At 57.2% G+C, this 19772-nt stretch carries 18 protein-coding genes; 12 read left to right on the top strand and 6 right to left on the bottom strand.

Annotation, left to right across the window (positions count from 1 at the left end):
- Nucleotides 1-58 precede the first annotated feature (58 nt).
- The 12 genes from ACUZ9P_RS07330 (at nucleotide 59) to ACUZ9P_RS07275 (ending at nucleotide 11752) form a co-directional block, all read left to right on the top strand.
- A complete protein-coding gene (locus ACUZ9P_RS07330) occupies nucleotides 59-1030 on the top strand; it encodes a nine-heme cytochrome c (protein WP_449249220.1) in 972 nt (323 codons plus the stop codon).
- 26 nt (nucleotides 1031-1056) lie between these two features.
- Entirely contained in the window at nucleotides 1057-2169 is a 1113-nt protein-coding gene (locus tag ACUZ9P_RS07325) for a 4Fe-4S dicluster domain-containing protein (protein ID WP_449249219.1), read from the top strand.
- On the top strand, nucleotides 2170-3384 hold the full coding sequence (gene hmcC, locus ACUZ9P_RS07320; RefSeq protein ID WP_298992576.1) for a sulfate respiration complex protein HmcC: 1215 nt from the start codon (nucleotides 2170-2172) through the stop codon (nucleotides 3382-3384).
- Between the two features lie 23 nt (nucleotides 3385-3407).
- Complete coding sequence (locus tag ACUZ9P_RS07315) at nucleotides 3408-3557, top strand: hypothetical protein (protein ID WP_022657922.1); 150 nt, start codon at nucleotides 3408-3410, stop codon at nucleotides 3555-3557.
- A 457-nt stretch (nucleotides 3558-4014) separates the two neighbouring features.
- Nucleotides 4015-4428: a nucleoside diphosphate kinase regulator gene (gene rnk, locus ACUZ9P_RS07310; protein ID WP_298992574.1), complete on the top strand. Its 414-nt coding sequence runs from the start codon at nucleotides 4015-4017 to the stop codon at nucleotides 4426-4428.
- Between the two features lie 73 nt (nucleotides 4429-4501).
- Complete coding sequence (locus tag ACUZ9P_RS07305; RefSeq protein WP_449249218.1) at nucleotides 4502-5566, top strand: lipid II:glycine glycyltransferase FemX; 1065 nt, start codon at nucleotides 4502-4504, stop codon at nucleotides 5564-5566.
- Between the two features lie 253 nt (nucleotides 5567-5819).
- Nucleotides 5820-6071, top strand: coding sequence for a HypC/HybG/HupF family hydrogenase formation chaperone (locus tag ACUZ9P_RS07300; RefSeq protein ID WP_449249217.1), 252 nt, complete (start codon nucleotides 5820-5822; stop codon nucleotides 6069-6071).
- 353 nt (nucleotides 6072-6424) lie between these two features.
- On the top strand, nucleotides 6425-9241 hold the full coding sequence (gene ileS, locus ACUZ9P_RS07295) for an isoleucine--tRNA ligase (protein WP_449249216.1): 2817 nt from the start codon (nucleotides 6425-6427) through the stop codon (nucleotides 9239-9241).
- Nucleotides 9242-9246: 5 nt separating this feature from the next.
- Nucleotides 9247-9774 carry a signal peptidase II gene (lspA, locus tag ACUZ9P_RS07290; RefSeq protein ID WP_449249215.1) on the top strand — a complete coding sequence of 176 codons (528 nt, stop codon included), beginning with the start codon at nucleotides 9247-9249 and terminating at the stop codon, nucleotides 9772-9774.
- Nucleotides 9771-9977: a PLDc N-terminal domain-containing protein gene (locus tag ACUZ9P_RS07285; RefSeq protein ID WP_022657916.1), complete on the top strand. Its 207-nt coding sequence runs from the start codon at nucleotides 9771-9773 to the stop codon at nucleotides 9975-9977. Before lspA ends, ACUZ9P_RS07285 begins: the two co-directional genes overlap by 4 nt.
- 11 nt (nucleotides 9978-9988) lie before the next feature.
- Nucleotides 9989-10999: a tol-pal system protein YbgF gene (gene ybgF / locus ACUZ9P_RS07280; RefSeq protein ID WP_298992563.1), complete on the top strand. Its 1011-nt coding sequence runs from the start codon at nucleotides 9989-9991 to the stop codon at nucleotides 10997-10999.
- Between the two features lie 123 nt (nucleotides 11000-11122).
- The gene (locus tag ACUZ9P_RS07275) at nucleotides 11123-11752 is read left to right on the top strand and encodes a protein phosphatase CheZ (protein ID WP_449249214.1); all 630 of its coding nucleotides are present in this window, start codon (nucleotides 11123-11125) and stop codon (nucleotides 11750-11752) included.
- A gap of 297 nt (nucleotides 11753-12049) precedes the next feature.
- On the opposite strand, the gene ACUZ9P_RS07270 is transcribed toward ACUZ9P_RS07275, so the two are convergent.
- The 6 genes from ACUZ9P_RS07270 to ACUZ9P_RS07245 form a co-directional block, all read right to left on the bottom strand.
- Complete coding sequence (locus ACUZ9P_RS07270) at nucleotides 12050-12481, bottom strand: cytochrome c3 family protein (RefSeq protein ID WP_449249213.1); 432 nt, start codon at nucleotides 12479-12481, stop codon at nucleotides 12050-12052.
- Between the two features lie 273 nt (nucleotides 12482-12754).
- Nucleotides 12755-13705, bottom strand: a complete 951-nt coding sequence (locus tag ACUZ9P_RS07265; protein ID WP_449249212.1) for a formate dehydrogenase accessory protein FdhE — start codon at nucleotides 13703-13705, stop codon at nucleotides 12755-12757.
- Nucleotides 13706-14112: 407 nt separating this feature from the next.
- Entirely contained in the window at nucleotides 14113-14772 is a 660-nt protein-coding gene (locus tag ACUZ9P_RS07260; RefSeq protein ID WP_449249211.1) for a 4Fe-4S dicluster domain-containing protein, read from the bottom strand.
- Between the two features lie 49 nt (nucleotides 14773-14821).
- A complete protein-coding gene (fdnG, locus tag ACUZ9P_RS07255; RefSeq protein ID WP_449249210.1) occupies nucleotides 14822-17860 on the bottom strand; it encodes a formate dehydrogenase-N subunit alpha in 3039 nt (1012 codons plus the stop codon).
- A 430-nt stretch (nucleotides 17861-18290) separates the two neighbouring features.
- Nucleotides 18291-18965: a nucleotidyltransferase domain-containing protein gene (locus ACUZ9P_RS07250; RefSeq protein ID WP_449249209.1), complete on the bottom strand. Its 675-nt coding sequence runs from the start codon at nucleotides 18963-18965 to the stop codon at nucleotides 18291-18293.
- Nucleotides 18952-19602 (bottom strand): TetR/AcrR family transcriptional regulator, encoded by a 651-nt coding sequence (locus tag ACUZ9P_RS07245; protein WP_449249208.1) that lies wholly within the window; start codon nucleotides 19600-19602, stop codon nucleotides 18952-18954. Before ACUZ9P_RS07245 ends, ACUZ9P_RS07250 begins: the two co-directional genes overlap by 14 nt.
- Nucleotides 19603-19772 lie beyond the last annotated feature (170 nt).

Below are 19772 nucleotides of genomic sequence, written 5' to 3'. Positions count from 1 at the left end.
CCGCTGCAATGTATGCGGCGGGCGTTGGGGTAATGTCTGATTGCAAAAGGACAAGCACATGAGGAACGGCACATCACTGCTTTTGCTGGCGGCTCTGGCCCTGGCGGGCGCGGCGTGTCTGACGGCGCTCGGAGCTGGATCGGCCACGGCCGCAGCTTTGGAGCCGACAGACAGCGGCGCGCCGTCGGCCATTGTCATGTTTCCGGTAAGCGCCAAGCCCAATCCCAAGGGCGCGGCCATGAAACCCGCTGTTTTCAATCATCTCGCTCATGAGAAAAAGATTGCAAACTGCGAAACATGTCACCACACCGGCGATCCTGTGGCCTGTAGCACCTGCCACACTACAGAAGGCAAGGCGGAAGGCAATTTCGTGACGCTTGACCGCGCCATGCATGCCACCAATATCGCCAAACGCGCCAAGGGAAACACCCCTGTGAGCTGCGTGAGCTGTCATGAACAGCAAACCAAAGAACGGCGCGAATGCGCGGGCTGCCACGCCATTGTGACACCCAAGCGCGACCAGGCATGGTGCGCCACCTGCCACAATGTTACGTCTTCCATGACGCCGGAGCAGATGCAGCAGGGCATCAAGGGCAAACTGCCCCCCGACCAGAACGAAGCCCTGGCCGCTGAAACCGTGCTGAACCACAAGCCCGTGCAGCCCCTTACCGCCATGCAGGGTCCCTACAAGGTGAGCATTGATGCGCTGGCCGACAAGTACGAGCCCAGCAACTTCACGCACCGCCGCCATATGGCCTCCCTTATGGAACGCATCAAGGGCGACAAGCTGGCCGAAGCTTTCCACAACAAGCCCGAGACTCTGTGCGCCACGTGCCACCACAGAAGCCCGCTTTCGGCTACGCCTCCCAAGTGCGGCAGTTGTCACACCAAGGAAATCGACCCCGCCAATCCCAACCGTCCGAGCCTAAAGGCTGCCTATCACCTCCAGTGCATGGGTTGCCACCAGGGTATGAACGTGGGTCGTCCTAAGAACACCGACTGCACCACTTGTCATAAGGCCCGCCCGTAGGGCGCCAACTGCACGGAGAAACGCATATGAATCGCAGAAAATTCCTGGCCATCATGGGAAGCGCGGGCGTGGTTTCGGCATTGGGCACTGCCAAGGTGGCCAATGCCGGGGTACACACCTTCCCCTACTATGCAGACAGCTACGGCGTGCTGCATGACACCACGCGCTGCATCGGCTGCCGCCGTTGCGAAGAAGCCTGCAACGCGGTGAACCACCTGCCCAAGCCCAAAAAACCCTTCACCGACCTTTCGGTGACTGCCACCAAGCGCCGCACCTCGGCCTATGAGTGGACAGTGGTTAACAAGTACAACGTCAACGGCAAGGACGTGTTCCGCAAGTTGCAGTGCTTCCACTGCAACGACCCGGCCTGCGCCTCTGCCTGTTTTGCCAAATGTTTCCAGAAGCTGCCCGATGGCAGCGTGGCCTACGATGGTTCGCAGTGCGTAGGCTGCCGGTATTGCATGGTTGCCTGCCCCTTCTATGTGCCGGGCTTCCAGTACGACGAGGCGTTCGATCCTCTGGTGCAGAAGTGCACCTTCTGCGAACCCCGCCTCAAGGAAGGCAAGCTGCCCGGTTGCGTGGAAGCCTGCCCCATGGACGCCCTGACCTTTGGCCGCCGCAGCGACCTGATCAGGATTGCCCGCTCGCGGATCACTGAAAATCCCGGCAAGTACGTGAACTACGTTTACGGCGAACACGATGCCGGCGGTACCGCGTGGATGGTGCTTTCTCCCGCCGTGGCTGCTCCCGCAGTCGCCAAGGACGCCAAGGCCCATGATCCTCACGCCGACACCAGCGAACTCAAGCAGCTTGGGCTCGACAAAAACCTGGGCTCGCAGCCCATGGGCGAGTTGACCTACGGCGCGCTGGGTACCGTGCCCATGATCGTGGCCTTCTGGCCTGTGCTGTTTGGCGGTGCTTACGCCATGACCAAACGCCGCGACGCCATCTTCAAGGCGGAGAAGGACGCACACGTCAAGGAGACCAAGGACGATCTGGCCGCAGCCGTTGACGCAGCAGTGCGCAAGATTGAGGAAACCCAGGGTCCGGGCGCTGCCGACACAGCCCGCCGCGCAATGACCGACGCCTTGAAGGCTCGGGAAGCGGAGTGCTGCAAGGAGCACGGGGAGGATAAATAAATGGCACACCACAGCATAGTTATTCCCACCAGGGACAAGCTGTTCAATATCAGCGAATTCCTGACGCCCACCCCCGGCAACATCATTTCTGCCATCATTCTGGCCGTGGGCTTTGTTATCACCGTTATCCGCTTTACCGTGGGCATCGGTTCCGTCACCAACCTCAGCGATGTGCAGCCCTGGGGCATGTGGATCGGCTTTGACCTTCTGTGCGGCGTGTGCCTTGCAGCGGGCGGCTATTTTACCACTGTCGCCTGCTACATCATGGGCATGAAACACTTCCACTCGGCGGTGCGTCCGGCCATCACCACAGCCTTTTTGGGCTACGCCTTCGTGGTTATCGCCCTGCTGTACGATCTGGGCCATCCGCTGCGTCTGCCCTTCATGTTCTTCTTCCCCGGCACCACGTCCGTTCTGTTTGAAGTGGGCCTGTGCGTGGCGACCTACGTTTCCGTGCTGCTCATCGAATTTTCGGTGGCCCCGCTGGAATGGATGTCCTGCCGCTACCCCTGGCTCATCAAGATCCGCAAGATCGTGGTCAAGTGCACCATTCCGTTGACCATCTTCGGCGTGACCCTGTCCACCCTGCACCAGTCCTCGCTGGGTTCGCTCTACCTGATCTCCCCCGGCAAGGTCTTCCCCCTGTGGTACTCGCCCTTCATGCCCATGTTCTTCTTTGTGAGTTCCATGGCCGCTGGCGCGTCCATGGTTATCTTTGAAGGCATGCTGGCCCACCGTGGCGTGCACCACTACATGGACAAAACCCACCTGCGTGAAGCTGACGACGTAACCTTCAGCTTTGCCCGGGCGGCTTCGTTCATTCTCTTTGCCTACTTCATGCTCAAGCTTATCGACATGCTTGTGCAAGCCAACTTCCCCTACCTCTTCACGGGTTACGGGGCCTGGTGGCTGGTGGAAATGCTGGGCTTTGTGCTGATGCCCGCCCTGATCTACGCCAAGGGCGCGCGTGACCGCAATCTGACCCTGTGCCGCATTGGCGCGACCAACACGGTGCTGGGCATCGTGCTGAACCGCTTCAACGTTTCCATGATCGCCTTCAACTACAACTTGCCGTCGGCGGAACGCTACTTCCCCAGCATCTGGGAAATCTGCATCTCCATGTTTGTGGTGACCATGATTGTCACGGTCTACCGCTTTATCGTCTACAACATGCCGGTGCTGTACGAACACCCAGACTTCAAGGGCGAGCACTAAGCCGCGCGTAGGAGGAGAATCCCATGGAATTCAATACTTTCTATCAGTATTTTCTCTTCACGAAGAGCTGGGCTTATGTGATGATGTTTGTGGTACTGCCCCTTTATGTGCTGTACTGGAACTTCGTCCTGTTCCCCGAAAAGAAAGAACGTAACAACAACTCCAAGCACTAGCCTGCTCGGGGTACGGAATCACAAGGGCGGAACCGCAAGGCTCCGCCCTTGTTTTTTGCTCTGCTGGTTGCGGCAACCTCTGCCCGAAAAATTCATGCACACTATATTAATTGATAATTTCACACCTAAAACGAAGTTTTGCTTTTGTGCTTGCACATACGCAGGCCAACTGTTAGGCTAAGCTGATACAAATTGCGCAATCGTGGCGGCAAGCTTTCCGTATAAAGGATAGCTGCAATTTTTTCTGTATTCAAACGTTTTTTTAGACCAGGACAATACAATGCGTTTCTGCGTTTCTTTTGCAAAAAACATTTCCAGCGAAGTGACAAAACTTCGCGTTTTTTTTGCAACCTGATAACGCCCGCTTAACTACAATTCACAAAAAAGAGGGCGTATCGGTTACGCCCTCTTTTTTTATGCAACGCGCGCTGCCTTACGCAGCGCACAGGAGGTAAATATGCAAGAATATCCTAACATTACCATCACGAGCAAGGATGCAGCGCGGCTGGAAACCCTGCTGGAGACCCTGCCCGCCGACGGCTTCCCTGGGCGCAAGGCTCTGGAAGAAGAGCTCTACCGCGCAAATGTTGTGGCCCCAGAAGAAGTGCCGCCCTCAGTGGTGACCATGAACTCCACCGTACGTTTTGCCATGCTGCCTTCTGGCACAGAGCGCCGCCTGAAGCTTGTGTACCCCGGCAAATCAGACGCCAGCGAAGATTCCATTTCCATTCTGGCGCCTGTGGGCAGCGCGCTGCTGGGGCTTTCCGAGGGTGATGACATCCGCTGGCCCAACCCCAACGGCGGAACCCTGCACCTCGTGGTGCAGGAAGTGGAAGACCAGCCGGAACGCGCCGGGCACTACGACCTGTAAGCTCATTCCAACACCCGTTGCCGATCCAGCGGGAACGGAACAACATTATTCCCCACCTATGCGAGGAGGTATCATGGTGGATGTGATCGCCAAGGCGACTAACGAACTGAATCCGACAGACATACTGTTTCAGACTCCCTATTGGGCGCAGGTCAAATCGCATATGGGCATGGCCCCCCTGGCTTTTGACATTCATTCTACAAAAACCTGGGGCGACGTGCTGGTGCTGATAAAAGACCATTGCGGGCACAAGATGGCTCTTGTGCCGCAGGGGCCGGAGTATGCGCCTTCAGAGGATTCATACGGACAGTATCTGGAAGACCTCTCCGTTGCCCTGGCAGACCGGCTTGAACCGGACGTGGCCTTTATCCGCTACGACCTGCCGTGGAAATCCCTGTATGCGGACGAAATGCAGGAGCAGGGATGGTGCGCCTTTCCTGAAGCGCGCATACGCGAAATGCGTATGAACATGGGCACCCGATTCTGGAACTTCAAAAAGGCTTCCGCAGACATGACTGTGGCCAGTTCGCTGGTGGTGGATCTTGACGGCAGCGAAGACGACATCCTTGGCAGAATGAAGCCCAAAACCCGCTACAATATCGGCCTGGCCCGACGCAAGGGCGTGACTGTGGAGAAAGCGGACAGCAGCAACCTTGCTGATTTTTACGGCCTGTACGAACAGACAGCCAGAAGAAACGGCTTTGCCCCATGCAGCTGCAAGCAGTTCTCGGCCATGTTCCGATGCAATTTCGGCGCAAAGGATGGAGCAGATATTGTATTCTTGCTGGCCCGGCACGGGCGCGATATCCTTTCCGGCGCTATAATCGGCATCTCAGGGCAACACGCCAACTTTCTGTACGGGGCATCGGGCAATATCAAGCGCAACTACATGGCTTCCAGCCTTATGCACTGGACAGGCATACGCATTGCGCGGCAACTAGGCTGCCGCAGTTACGAAATGGGGGCTGTTTCGCCCACGCCTAATGCCACCCACCCCTTCAACGGGTTGCACCAGTTCAAGGTCGGCTTTGGCGGCCGCATCGAACTGCGGAGCGGCTCGTGGGACTATCCGCTGCATCAGGGGGCATACCGCGCCATACAGAATGCCGAGGCTATGTACAGGGAACTTGGGGAATGAAGGAAACGGTTGCGTGCATCACGCTCATAAGAGCACGCCATACCCTGACGGCTTTGGCAGTGGGTGCGCAACAGGCAGGCAGCCATAGATACTGCACAGATCCGAACAGCTCCGCCCGTTGCGTGCCCTGCCGCCACTGCATCAAGGCACCTTGCGTGAAGCTTGCCGCGCTGATAAGCTGAAAATCTGCGGAACAGTCGCGGCCTTGCAACCGGGCATTCAGTGATTATCTGCCTTTCAAGAGGTACCCAATATGTGTCTTGCCATACCAGCCAGAATTGAAGAACTCCAGGGAGAGGGCATGGCCCGCGTGCGCGTGGGCGAAAGCTCCACCTTTCTCACCGCTTCCATCATGCTGCTGCCCGAAGAACCCAAGGTCGGCGATTATGTGATCGTACACGCCGGTTTTGCCCTTCACACCATGACGCAGCAAGAAGCTGAAGACAGTCTGTCGGCCCTGCGCGAACTGGCCCAGGCCATGGATGGCGCTCCGGCAAACTTCTGACGGCCTAGTCCGCATAACTGTGCGGTCATTGCTGCGGAACAGAATATCCCGGGCGTTTCACTATTGCGCGCAACGCGTCTGAAACGCCCTTTTTGTTGGTGCTCCACGAGCATGAGCCAGCTTTTTCGTTCATGAAGAGGCACATTTTGCAAGGCGGGTTGCCATGCAGCTACACAGTATCAGCGCGATCTGCCAAACATTTTCATGCTCAGCCTGCGCACATACAGGCCACGCCAGCAGGCACGCAGTGCCCTGCTCTTCTTGACTTTGCCCCGCTCTTTGCCCACAGTAGAGCGATTTTTTCACCGTACTATATTGCCAAGTCCTTGAGTTGAACTGTGCCGGGAGCCAGCATGAGCGATTATAAGAAAACATTGAACTTGCCTCAGACCGCCTTTCCCATGAAAGCCAACCTGGCCCAGCGTGAGCCGGAAACCCTGAAAAAATGGGATGCCATTAACAGCTACGAAGCAATGGTTGAAGCTTCCGGCAGCAAGGGAACCTACGTGCTGCACGACGGCCCTCCCTATGCCAACGGCCACATCCACATGGGCACGGCCCTGAACAAGATTCTCAAGGACATTATTGTTAAATCGCGCAACATGGCTGGTTTTGCCTCGCGCTATGTGCCGGGCTGGGACTGTCACGGTCTGCCCATTGAGCACAAGGTCGAGCAGGAACTGAAAGAAAAGAAAAAGACCCTGCCCGCCCATGTGGTGCGCAAGCTCTGCCGCGACTACGCCTCCAAGTGGATTGACGTGCAGCGCAAGGAATTTCGTCGGCTCGGCGTGCTGGGCAACTGGGAAGATCCCTACATGAGCATGCGGCCCACCTATGAGGCCGCCACGGCCCGCGAGCTTGCCAACTTTGTGGAAACGGGCGGCGTCATGCGCTCCAAAAAGCCCATCTACTGGTGCTGCTCGTGCCATACGGCCCTTGCAGAGGCAGAGGTGGAGTACTACGACCACACGTCCCCTTCCATCTTTGTGCGCTTTCCCTTGCAGGACGATGGCCTGAAAAAGGTATTCTCCGCTGCCGATCCCGCCCATGCTTTTGTGGTCATCTGGACCACCACCCCCTGGACGCTGCCGGACAACATGGCCGTGTGTCTGCACCCCGAGTTCACCTATGTTCTCGTGGAAGTGGACGGCGCGCAGTACGTGCTGGCCGAAGAACTGCTCGCCTCCTGCGCGGAGCAGTTCGGCTGGAGCGAACCCAAAATCCTTGGCCGCGCCACCGGCGAACAGCTTGAAGGCCTCAAGGCCCGCCACCCCTTCTACGACCGCGTGTCGCCCATCATCCTGGGCCAGCACGTCACCCTTGAGGCTGGCACGGGCTGCGTACACACCGCCCCCGGTCATGGCCGCGAAGACTACGAAGTGGGCCTCAAATACGGCCTCGAAATCTATTCGCCCATGGACGATGCCGGGCGCTTTTTGCCCACGGTGCAGTTTTTTGCCGGGTTGAATGTTTTTGAAGCCAACCCCAAGGTTATCGAAAAGCTTGAAGAAGTCGGTGCATTGCTGCGCCAGGCCAAGATCAAGCACTCCTACCCGCACTGCTGGCGCTGCAAACAGCCGGTTATTTTCCGCGCTACCACCCAGTGGTTCATCAGCATGGAAAAGAACGACCTGCGTGGCCGCGCGCTCAAGGCCATTGACGAGCAGGTGCGCTGGATCCCCGCCTGGGGCCGCGAACGCATCCACAACATGATCGAATTCCGGCCTGACTGGTGCATCTCGCGCCAGCGTCAGTGGGGCGTGCCCATCATGGCCCTGCTCTGCGAAGACTGCGGCGAAGCCTGGAACGACCCCAACTGGATGCGCGAAATTTGCGACCGCTTTGCCAAGCACCCCACTGGCTGCGACTACTGGTACGAGGCCGAACTTTCGGAAATCGTGCCGGAAGGCCTTGCCTGCCCGCACTGCGGCGGCAACCACTGGAAGCGCGAAACAGACATCCTTGACGTGTGGTTTGACTCCGGCACCAGCTTTGCCGCTGTGCTGGAACAGCGGCCCGAGCTTGCCTACCCCGCCGATCTGTACCTTGAAGGTTCGGATCAGCACCGCGGCTGGTTCCACAGTTCCCTGCTGGTCAGCGAAGGCACGCGCCAGCGCGCCCCCTACAAGGCTGTGCTCACGCACGGCTATGTGGTGGACGGCGAAGGACGCAAGATGTCCAAGTCCATCGGCAACGTCATCGCACCGCAAGAACTCATTGAAAAATTCGGTGCAGAAATCGTGCGCCTGTGGGTTTCCTCGGTGGAATACCGCGAGGACATACGCATTTCCGATGAAATTCTTGGCCGCCTTGTGGATGCCTACCGCCGCATCCGCAACACCTGCCGCTTCATCCTTGGCAACCTTGAAGGCCTCGGCAAGGACGATCTGCTGCCACTGAACGAGTTGATGCCGCTTGACCGCTTTGCCATTGACGCTGCGGCCCGGGTGCACGACCGTGTGCAGCAGGCCTATATGGATTTTGACTTCCACAAGGTCTACCACACCCTGCACAACTACTGCGTGACCGACCTTTCGTCCATGTATCTGGACGTGCTGAAAGACCGTCTCTACGCCTCCGGCCCCGCCAGCGCGGAACGCCGCTCGGCCCAGACCGCCCTGTGGCACATCCTTGGCCTGTTGCTGCGCGACATGGCCCCGGTGCTCTCCTTCACTGCGGAAGAAATCTTTGCGCACCTGCCCGAAGGCCTGCGCGGTTCGGAACCCACGGTATTTGCCCTTCAGCCCATTGAATCTGCCCCGCTTATGCTTGACGAAGGCACGCGCGACGACTGGAACGTGCTCGCCGCCGTGCGCGGGGCGGTAACCAAGGCCATTGAGCCCATGCGGCGCGATGGCGTTATCGGCCACTCACTCGACACGCGCGTGACCCTCTTTGTGGCAGACGAACTGCGCCAGCGCCTTGAGGGCCTGAACACTGACCTGCGCGCCTTCTGCATTGTTTCGCAAATCGCCATGCAGCCCCTTGAAAGCGCACCGCAAGGCGCGTACTGCGATGAAGAAATCGCCGGGCTTGCCATCGGCGTGGAAAAGGCTCACGGCGAAAAGTGCGAACGTTGCTGGATTTACAGCACGGAACTTGGCACCGATGTGGAGCATCCCACGCTCTGCCCCCGCTGCACCGCCGTTATCAAGGCCATGGAAGCGTAACAGGAATGCCAAGGCGTTATCGCATACTCGGCATAGCGGCCATTGTCGCCCTTGTTTTCGATCAGGTGAGCAAGTGGGCTGTCATGCAGTTCATACCCGAGCACAGGCCCATCACGGTCATTGCCGGGCTGTTTGATCTGGTCAACATCCGCAATCGCGGCGCGGCCTTTGGCTTTTTAAATCGGTCTGACATTGAGTGGCAGTTCTGGCTTTTTCTCGCGGCCACGGTTGTGGCTGTGTGGGCCATTGTCATGCTGGTGCGCAGCTCGGATGAAGACCCCTGGCTGTTCGCGGCCCTTGGGCTTGTGATGGGCGGTGCACTTGGCAATCTGGTTGACCGTGTGCGCTTTCGCGCCGTGGTGGACTTTTTGGATGTCTATTGGGGCGACTGGCACTGGCCAGCCTTCAATATAGCCGACTCGGCCATATTTGTGGGCGCGGTGCTGGCCTGCCTGATTCTCTGGCGCAAGCCCCAGGCTGTCGCCAGCGACAAAGGCGGCAAACCAACCCCCGGCAAGGGAGGAACCGCATGATTTTTCATTGGTGGCATGTGCTTGTGGTAATGTTCCCCATGATCCCGACATTGTGGAGCATTCTGCACATATGGGGACATGAGTTTGAAACCCCGCAACAGCGCGCCCTGTGGCTTGTGCTGGTAGTTTTTCTGCCATGTGTGGGGGGAATCATCTATATTTTCACCGGACGAAAAAAAGTTCTGGGAAAAGTGCAAAATTGAAAGAGGGTACTATGCGCACACTCCGTACTATGTACATCCTGACTCTGGCTTGCGCGGCGCTGCCTTTGAGCGGCTGCATGGGCGGCAGCACCAGCAGCGGTAATGGCAGCATCTCACTGGAACAGCAGGTGCAACAGCAAGACGTGCAATTGCGCCAGTTGCAGCCTGCTCAGGCTGATGCCTGGAGCCAGATTCAGACGCTGAGGCAGGAAGTCAACACGCTCAAGGGCCAGATTGACGATCTGCAAAACGCAGGCGGTGCCAAGGCCCTGGTGGGCCGTGTGAGAACGCACGATGAAGCTCTGCGTCAGGTGGAGCGCAGCATGGCGCTGAACCTGAACCTTGGCGACCCCATGACCAGCGGCGGCAGCGGTGCAGCCCCCTTTGCGCAGGCGGCACCCCAGGCTGCTCCTCAAGCGGCGCCCCAGGCAGCGCCTGCATTCAGCCAGCCGGGTTATGGGCAGCCTTCTTACGGGCAGGCAGCGGCAGGCGGCATGGCCGCTGGTTCCGTGGGCTACGCTGCGGCCTCCGCCGCTGGCGATCAGGGCGCAGCTGCGGCACACCCACAGCCCGTCATCAACCCCAGCTCCAGCACCTGGGGCCAGCCCAGCCCCCAGCCCGAGCCGCAGGTTCAGGCTCCCCAAAAGGACATCTCGCTGGCGCTTTTTGACGCTGGCGTTAACGCCTACCAGTCCCGCAAGTACGATGAGGCGCAGCGTTCTTTCAATGACTTTCTGAAAAACTACAAAGACCACAGCCAGGCTCCCGAGGCCCAGTATTATCTGGCCGAGTGCTATTTCCAGCGCAACCAGTTTGCGGATGCGGCCCTGGCGTACGATGCTGTTATCAAAAAGTATCCTTCTTCTTCCAGCGCGCCTGGCGCGTACCTCAAGCAGGGCATCAGCTTCAGCAAGCTCAATCAGTCTGCGGCTGCCAAAACCCGCCTGGAAGAGCTGATCAAGAAATATCCCAACTCGCCAGAAGCTGCGCGGGCCAAGACGTTTCTGAAGACCAACAAGTAAGTATCCCGGCTCCGCCGCGCCCTCGCGCGGCGGAGTTTTTTACTGCATTTTTTACCTTTGACCATTCACCTTCAAAGGTTCAAACACACAAATTAAACCGCGCCGCGCGCAAAGGGGACGGGCATGAGCGACGAAAAGCCCGAAGCCGCAGTTTACAAGCAGATCAGCACGGAAATGCGTCAGGGTCTGAGAGAGATTTTTGAGCGCATCTCCACTGCCTCCAAGGGCCAGCCCCTGCCCCCCCCAAATCCAGATGCGCTATTTCTGGAAGCATCAAGCCAGCTGGATGAAGTGCTGAAAGATACGGAAAGCGCCACCATGACCATTATGGAAATTGTGGAGCGGCATCTGGATCTTCAAGAACAGAATACGGCGCATCTGGCAGGATTGCTTAGCGGCGGCGCGGATGCGGCCCCCATTGCCGAGCTGGAAGCAAACAACAAGCTCCTTGGCGATGACCTCACGTCAGTGCTGACCGCCCTGAGCTTTCAGGACATCACAGGCCAGCGCATTAAAAAGGTCGTTTCTGCCCTGAACCAGATTGAGGCAATGGTGGTGGAACTCTATGTTTCCACGGGCCTTATTCTGGACGCGGCTGAAAAAGACCCCAGCAAGAACGTTCAGGAATTGCAGGATGAAGCACGTCAGGCGGTCAAGGAATTCAATCAGGGCCGTAGCGAACTCAAAGGGCCTGACAAGACCGGAGCTTCGCAGGGCGCTATTGACGACATGCTTTCCCAGTTGGGCCTCTAGACGGATATCTTGTTAAAATCTTTTCGGCTATTGAATGAGGGCGTTGCAAAACGCCCTTTTTTTGCGCCCAATGCCACGTTGCAGTTCTTTACTGTTTATTCAGGCCCAACAGGGTTCAGCCGGAAGCGGCCACCATTGGCGCGATGAGACCCTGAAGAAGATTCGCATGGGAGAGGATGCCCAGCTTGGCGGACCTGCAAGTGCACCTAGCACTCCTGGATTGGTTTGTTTTGCAACGCAAAAGGCCCCGAAAGGGGCCTTTATGCAGTACAGATAATACCTGTGGCGGGAGTGAGCTTACTTTTGCTTAGCGGCTTCGCGGGCGCTGGCGGCCATGTGGCAGGGACGGCATCCCTTGAACTTGGCGCCGTACTTGGCGGGATTTTCCTGAGCCTTCTGCGAGTGGCAGCCGTAGCAGGAGCGGTCGCCATTCTTGGAGTGGAAGGCCATGAACATGCTCATGGGGTCACGTTCGCGCGCACCAGGGGTGGCGTGGCATTCGGTACAGGCTACGTAGCGGCTGTCGCTGCCCACTTCGTGGTGGCAGTGCATACAGTTGATGCCTTTATGCGCCGTGTGGGGGAACATGACGCTCATGCGCGGGGATGTTCCACCAGGAATTTCAATAGGCTTTTTAATGACCTGCGACATTTCCTTGATATCACGCGCCTGCGCTTCGCCAACCCACGCGAGGCTCAACGCAAGCAGCAACAAGGTCACATATTTCATCAGCTATTCCTCCTACTGGGTTCGTAAAGCGCAGGAGCAGGCCCCGGCGCACCACAGGCGGCTGAAAAACCGCCATCAACACCACTCTCTCCGCAGCGGTTGTTCTACCCTAATAATGCCTGCATGTGCAATAATTAAAGACTGCTACATCAGGAGCATTTAAACGGTTCAACAAACCGACTCAGCAATCCGCAGACAGTCAGCCTGCCAGCAATAAATTTTGCAGTAAAGGCAGCTTCAAAAAACGCCTTTCGGGTTTGCCCCTAGCTGCCGCTAAAACATGTTCCAGAATGACGGCCTGACTGGTTTCAACTTTTTACGTGCCGCCACCATGTCCAGATGCAGCATACCAAGCGCCAGCGCATCCAGGTTGGGAACAAACTCGCGTTCGCGCAGATCCACCGCCGGGCAGTAAGACTTGCACTTGGTGCACCAATCCAGCCGCTCACCGTGAGCAGTGCCGCTTTCACGCAGCAGTTCCATAACTCCGCTGCCTTCCTCGCCGCATGCAGGGCATGCGCCACGCCGGAATTTCCAGTCCGCTCCGCACACGCCGCAGTGCAGGTGTTTTTTACCTCCGCCGCCCGCAAGAAAAGCATTTTTTTCATCAATGCTGGGTTTATCCATCCAGCCGATGGTAGGCAGTGCGCCGCACACAGGGCAATAGCCCTGCCGCCATACATCGCCGGCTTCCCAGGGGGTGTCGCCGTCTGCGGCTACGGCCTGGGCGGTCATGCCGCGCAAAATCGGCGCAACGATGAACCCCGTCACAAAGTCCAGCACCAAGGGGTCAAGGCCAATTTTTTCAGCCAGAGCCGCCAGGGCATCCCTGTCGCCCGAGGCAGCGGCGCAAACCAGCTCTTCTGCTCGTTGGTCTTCAGCTCCGTCAGATTTCAGAAAAAAATCCGTGAGCTTGGCCTTGTGGGGAACTACGGCGTCCATGCGGCACAACATGGGCAGCAGCTTTTCTGCGCAAATACGCACCGCTGGGGCCACGCCTGCAAAGGGAGCTCCGGCAAGTATTGAAACACCCTGCTCCATTCGCTGCGGCTCAGCCTGCGGCAGAGACAAGCCCTCTTTTTTCAGGCTTTCGGCCACAGCGTCACCAAGCTCTTCCTGAGCGGTGAGCAGCGGTTCAAACGACCGCAGCACAGGGGCCAATACCGGGCGCCACGAGATAACTTCTTCAAGGGTTTGGGCAACGGTTTGCCTTTTAACAGCCATTGATACTCCGTATGCCGAGGGATACTCCCGGCTAATTTCCCAAACTATGCAACACTGAGAATGTCTGCTCCCAATGTTTTCAAAATGCTCATTCCGGCATTTCGCAACGCAAATGCATGGGGTGCTGCCATTTCCGCGTACCGATCAGGCACCGGGCTGACAGACCGTTACACTGCCTTGGCAAACACCTGCTCTTGGAGCTGCCCGCGCATTTCAAAGCGAGCCTGCGTCAACCGGTTGAGGCAAAAAACCAGGGGCCGCTCCAGCAAAGTTCGCGCCGCAACAAGGCAAACGTGCTTGCTGGTATTGTACCCTGATGGTGAACCAAAGCGAAGGATTTGCCAAGCCCCCGCAGTGCTTTTCTACCCCCGCAGCCATACGCCTGCGGGGGTAGAGGGGATAAGGCCTTACATGAAGGCCGCGTATTCGTAGTAGTGTTCTTTTTCTTCGGCCAGCAGGTAGATGACGCTCACGTCCTCTACATCAGCCAGAAAAGCCTTGGGGAAGGTCTTTTTGACAATCTCAAGCCGCTTTTTGGCCATGGGCAGGATTTCTTCCCTTTCGCCAAAAGCCATGGTGCCCGTGGGGCACGTCTTGACGCAGATGGGCAGCATGCCCGCAGTGACGCGGTCAATGCACATGTCGCACTTGGTCAGACATTTGGTCTTGGGATCCAGCCGGGGGATGTTGTAAGGGCAGGCGTCAATAACGGCCTGCGCATCCTCGGGGCTCAGCTTGGCGCTTTTGTCCGTGGCTATCACCATGCCCGTTTTGGGATCCTTGATGATGGCGCCGGGCACGGCCATGTCGGCCACTTCCTTGCAAATAGGCGTAAGGCAGTGGCGGCACTGGTCGGGGAAGAAGTTCCACACGACGGTGCCGTCAGGCTTCATACGCTCGCGAAAACGAACAATCTTGAGGTTGTTGGGGTTCAGATCCGGCGGATTCTGATGAGTGCCGCGCTGCTTGGTCTCATTGGCAGGCAGGTCATGCCATTCCTTACAGGCCAACTGGCAGCCCCGGCATGCCGTGCACCGAGTGGTGTCGATCAAAAAAGTCTTCGGCATAGCAATGCTCCTTGGCGGGCGCGCTCCATCAAGGAGCGCGCCCGGCTCGTTAGCCTATTTCGGTCAGCTTGTCGGCCTTACGCAGATTGACGCAGCAGGCCTTGGATTCAGGAATGGTGGTGTTGGGGTCATACGCACCAACGGTCAGCCTGTTGGTGGAGTCGCCGCACTTGGGCGTTGTCCAGCCAAAGGCAAAAGGCATACCCACAAGGTGGATCGTTCTGCCCATAACCGTAAAGGGACGAATGCGCACCGTCACCATGGCGATGGCCTCGCAGATACCGCGAATGCTTTCAAGAAGGACGCCATCGCCGTTCTTGATGCCCTTTTCCTTGGCCAGCTCTGGGCTCATTTCCACATAGAGCTGTGGCTCGGTTTCGAGCAGGTTGGGCACATTGCGCGTTTCGCCGCCGCCGCACCAGTGTTCGGTGAGGCTGTAGGTGGTCAGCACATAGGGGTAGTTGGGGTCAGCCGGTGCGGCGATCTTGTCCATATCAGAGGTATGGAACTTGTACACCGGGCTGCTCAACTGCCTTGAGAACGGATGGCTGGCCAGAGGCGTTTCCGCGGGTTCGTAGTGTTCGGGGAAGGGGCCATCGGCGGGGCCGGGGCCGAAGAACTGGGAGTGACCGTCCTTCACCATGATGAAGGGCAGCTTGCCGCCCTCATTGGCCATGGGCGGCCAGGGGCCGTCGGGCACGTCGCCCACCCACTTGGTTCCGTCCCATTCAATAACGGCCTTCTTGGGATTGAACGGCTTGCCGTTCACATCCACAGAAGCACGGTTATACAGGATGCGACGGTTCACCGGCCAGCACCACGACCAGTTGGGGAACAGGCCGATGTTGGCCTGCATGGGCGTCTGGCTGGTATTGCGGCGTTTGGACTTGTTGCCTTCTTCTTCCGTCCAGCTGCCTGTGTATATCCAGTTGAGTGAAGACGTTGATCCATCATCTTTCAGCGCGCCAAATGTAGGAACAAGTTGACCGCGCTTGTACTGCTTGTCGCCCACCTTGGCATCAGCCCAGAAGAAGCCGTTGATGCGCCGCGCCCACTCGGCAGCATCGTACTTGTCCGGCCAGTTCATCTTGAGGATGGGCTCGGGCAGCACACCGCCTTCGGTCTTGTACAGATCGCGGATCTGGTTGAACAGGGGCACAACGATGTCCGCAAAGTTGCGTGCTTCGCCGCCGGGCGTGACGCCCTGATCGAACCACTGCAACCAGCGGCCGCTGTTGCTGATTGTGCCTTCCTTTTCAATACGGTGAGCCGAAGGCAAAAGGAACACTTCGGTCTTGCAGGCCTTGGGGTCCACACCGGGGCGCTTCCAGTTGTCCGTGGTTTCCGAATTGTGCAGTTCCGAGCACACGAGCCAGTCCAGCTTGTCCAGAGCGGCGCGCATCTTGTTGGTATTGGGGAAGCTGTTCATGGGGTTCACGCCAAAAATGAACCCGCCGCGCATCTTGCCCTGATAGAGTCTATCCATGGCATACATGTACGAGCAGTCTTCATTCGGCTCCAGCTTGGCCAGCAGGTCATAGCAGAAGTCGTTTTCAGGCGTGGCTTCATCGCCAAACCAGCCCTTGAGCAGGCTGGCGATATACTTGGGCCGGTTGCTCCACCAGTTGGCGCTGTTGGGCAGCTTGGTGACAGGGGTGTTGGCCTTGTTGTAGTCGGCCAGGGTCTGCCACGGGGCGCGAGGGGTGCCGTGGTAGCCAGGCAGGTTGTTGTACAGCAGGGCATGGTCAGTGGAACCCTGTACATTGGGCTCGCCGCGCAGGGCGTTGATGCCGCCGCCAGCCACGCCGATATTGCCCAGCAGGAGCTGGATCAGCGAAGAGAGGCGGATGTTCTGCACGCCCACGGTGTGCTGTGTCCAGCCCAGAGCGTACATGATGGTGCCAGCCTTGTCGGGGCCGCCAGTGGCGCAGAAGGCCTTGTAGACCTTGAGCAGATTTTCCTGCGAAACGCCCGTAACGTCAGAAACGTTTTTAAGCGTGTAGCGGGAATAGTGCTGGCGCATCATGTTGATGACGCAGCGCTCGTTCTGGAAGGTGGGATCGACCACAGGCTTGCCGTCAGGCCCCATTTCCAACGCCCACGTCTTTTTGTCATATGTGCGCGTGGCAGGATCATAACCGCTGAAAAGGCCGTCGTTGAAAGCGTAGTCCTTGCCCACCACAAAGGCGGCGTTAGTGTACTTTTCAACGTAGTCCTTAAAGTACAGCTTGTTTTCCAGAATGTAGTTGAGCATACCACCCAGGAAGGGAATATCCGTACCCGAGCGCAGAGGCACGTGGAAGTCGCAACGGGCAGACGTGCGCGAGAACTTGGGGTCAACGTGCATAAGCACGGCCCCGTTGTCCTTGGCCCGCATGACCCACTTAAAGGCGACAGGATGATGTTCAGCGGCATTGCTGCCGATAATAAGCACTGCATCGCTATTCTTGATATCGATCCAGTGGTTCGTCATAGCACCGCGTCCGAACGACTCTGCCAGAGCCGCAACAGTGGGGCTGTGTCAGACCCGTGCCTGGTGGTCCATATGGACAACACCCAGGCCGCGTATTGCTTGGTGAATGACAGCGCATTCTTCGTTGGAGGCGTGCGAGGTTCCCATCCAGAAGATGGAATCAAGACGGTTGACCGTCTGCCCCTTGGCATTCTTGAGAATAAAGTCTTTGTCGCGGGTGTCTTTGACCCGGCGGGCGATCTGGGCCAGGGTCCAGTCCCAGTCTTTTTCCACCCAGTGATCGCTGTTGGGCGCGCGGTAAAGCGGCTTTTTCAGGCGGTGGTCATTGGTGTACATGCTGAAGAGCGCCGCGCCCTTGGCGCAGAGCGCGCCTTCGTTGACGGGAAAGTCCGGGTCGCCCTCTGTGGAAACGAGCTTGCCGTCACGCACATAGGCTATGACCTGACAGCAGACCGAACAGAAGGGGCAGACGCTGATGACTTCCTTTGCGCCTTCTATCTTGAGTTTTACGGCGTAAGCCTGGGCCTCGCCCAGGTCGAAGCCCAGCTGCCCCAATGTGAGGCAGAGAACTCCTGCACCGACGCCCTTGAGGAAGCTCCTCCGGGTGCTTTTCATGATGACACTCCTTTTTTAGGCCAATCACGCAACGCAAGGTCAGAACTCCTGCGTTGAACAAGACGCCTCTGAACTGCGTCAACTAACAAGATGGAGATTTGTTTTCACCATAGTTGAAAAAACGTGATATCGCAAGATACTTACAATTTTTTAAAGGGAACCGACCCTGTTTGTGACCATTTTCCCAATAGTAGAATTTTGCATGCCATTTCAGTGTGATGGAACACTATAATTGATAGAATTGTACACACAAACAGCATAAATTGGGCGATATCTTTTCCTTCGCTATCACTGAAATAATTATACTTTTTTCTTGAAAAATTACGTTTTCTCCAGTCACCAGATAGTCTATCACATAAAAAACCACCTGCATCAGCCAGGTGGTTTACAAAAAGCCGTCATAAAAAAGCGTGCCAATTCAGGCCGAAGCTCAAAGGCTGCGCCCTTGCAAAACTTCTTTGCACCAGCGGAGCAGCAGGTCATAACCTTGCCTTTCGCTGTGGGCAGCGAGCCAGAGGGGGAGGTCAAGCCCGGCCGCAATGATATCTCTCTCCGTGCCGTCAAGACTCGTCAGCAGTTCTTTTTTGCTGCGGCAGAACACGCCGGAAGCCAGGTAGCGCCGCACCAGCATGACAAAAAAAGCTGCTTTATAGGCATCTTTCAAAACAAGGGGTCTGGTCTCCGCATCTGCATACAGATACGTGTGCGTAAGAAGATGAACAAGTCCGGCTGCACCGATTTTTGCGCCGTCCGCAGCGTCTTTATCCGTAATAGCGGGGAGGAAATCCTCCAGCTTGCCAAACCAGTCTTCTGTGTCCTTCTGGAATGCAAAAAGCTCATGACGCGGCCAATGGAATAAATCCCCAGTACCGCCAATAAAGCCGCAGGCTTTTTGCCCCTCCGGCATGGCGCGGACAATGGCCCGGTAAACATCAAGATCATCCAGGGCAACAACATCCAGCAGCACAACCACATCAATATCGCTGGCTTCAGTGGCCTCGCCCCGGCGGTAGCTGCCCTGCAGCCCAATGTATTGCAGGCGCGCGCCAAAGGTTTGCTGCAATTGCGGCAAGAGGTCTGCCATCCATGTTTCAGCATTGATCACAGCAGGCTCCATCCCCTTCGTACCGTTTATAAAGATAGCTGAATCGGCCTTCTTCCACGCCAAGGGCTTTTTCTGCCATCCAGGCAAGAGCCCTGGCCTTTTGCAGACGCTCGGCGCTACTCCACGCAAATGCCGACCCGTGCAGAATAAATTCTGACGCGGCAAGCAAAATCTCCATGCATTCCTTAGGGTATGCAGTTTTGAACGTGCCCTCGCGCATTCCCTGCCGGACAACACCCTCCAAAATTGGCGAAAGCCGCAGGACAATGGATGCCATGGTGCGCTGGTGCATATCCGCATTACCCACGGCACTGGCTGCTTTTTCCAGGCGGTCACCGCGCTCGTTGTCTCGCCCCGCATCTGTGAGAATGCGAAACATTTTTTCGTGAGCCGACATCTGCGGCTCGTCCGCAATAGCATGCGCCACAGCCATTTCCGCATCAATGTACCGCTCAATAACGGCGTCCATAAGTGCCTCTTTTGAGGCAAAGTAATGATAAAACGTGCCCTTGGCGATATTCAGGGCTGCAAGAATGTCACTGATGCTAGTGCGGGCGTAGCCGTTTGACGCGAACAGGGTTTCTGCGGCGTCAACAATTTCCGCCCTGCGCTCGCCATGTTCTTTAATGATGCGCATATGCTCCCTCTCTTCATCAATAGACCGACGGTCGGTCTATTAAGTATCCGCCATTTTCAGCTACGTCAACAAACTGGGTCATGGCTCCACTCTCTGCATGTGCAGCTGATGGCGACAAAAAAAGGAGGCCCCGAAAAAAATTTCGGAGCCTCCGCAAAAAGGCGTGTCCG

It is taken from the genome of Desulfovibrio intestinivivus (assembly GCF_053570665.1).
Note: the sequence above shows the minus strand (reverse complement) of the source record. Positions and strands in the feature narration are given on the sequence as shown.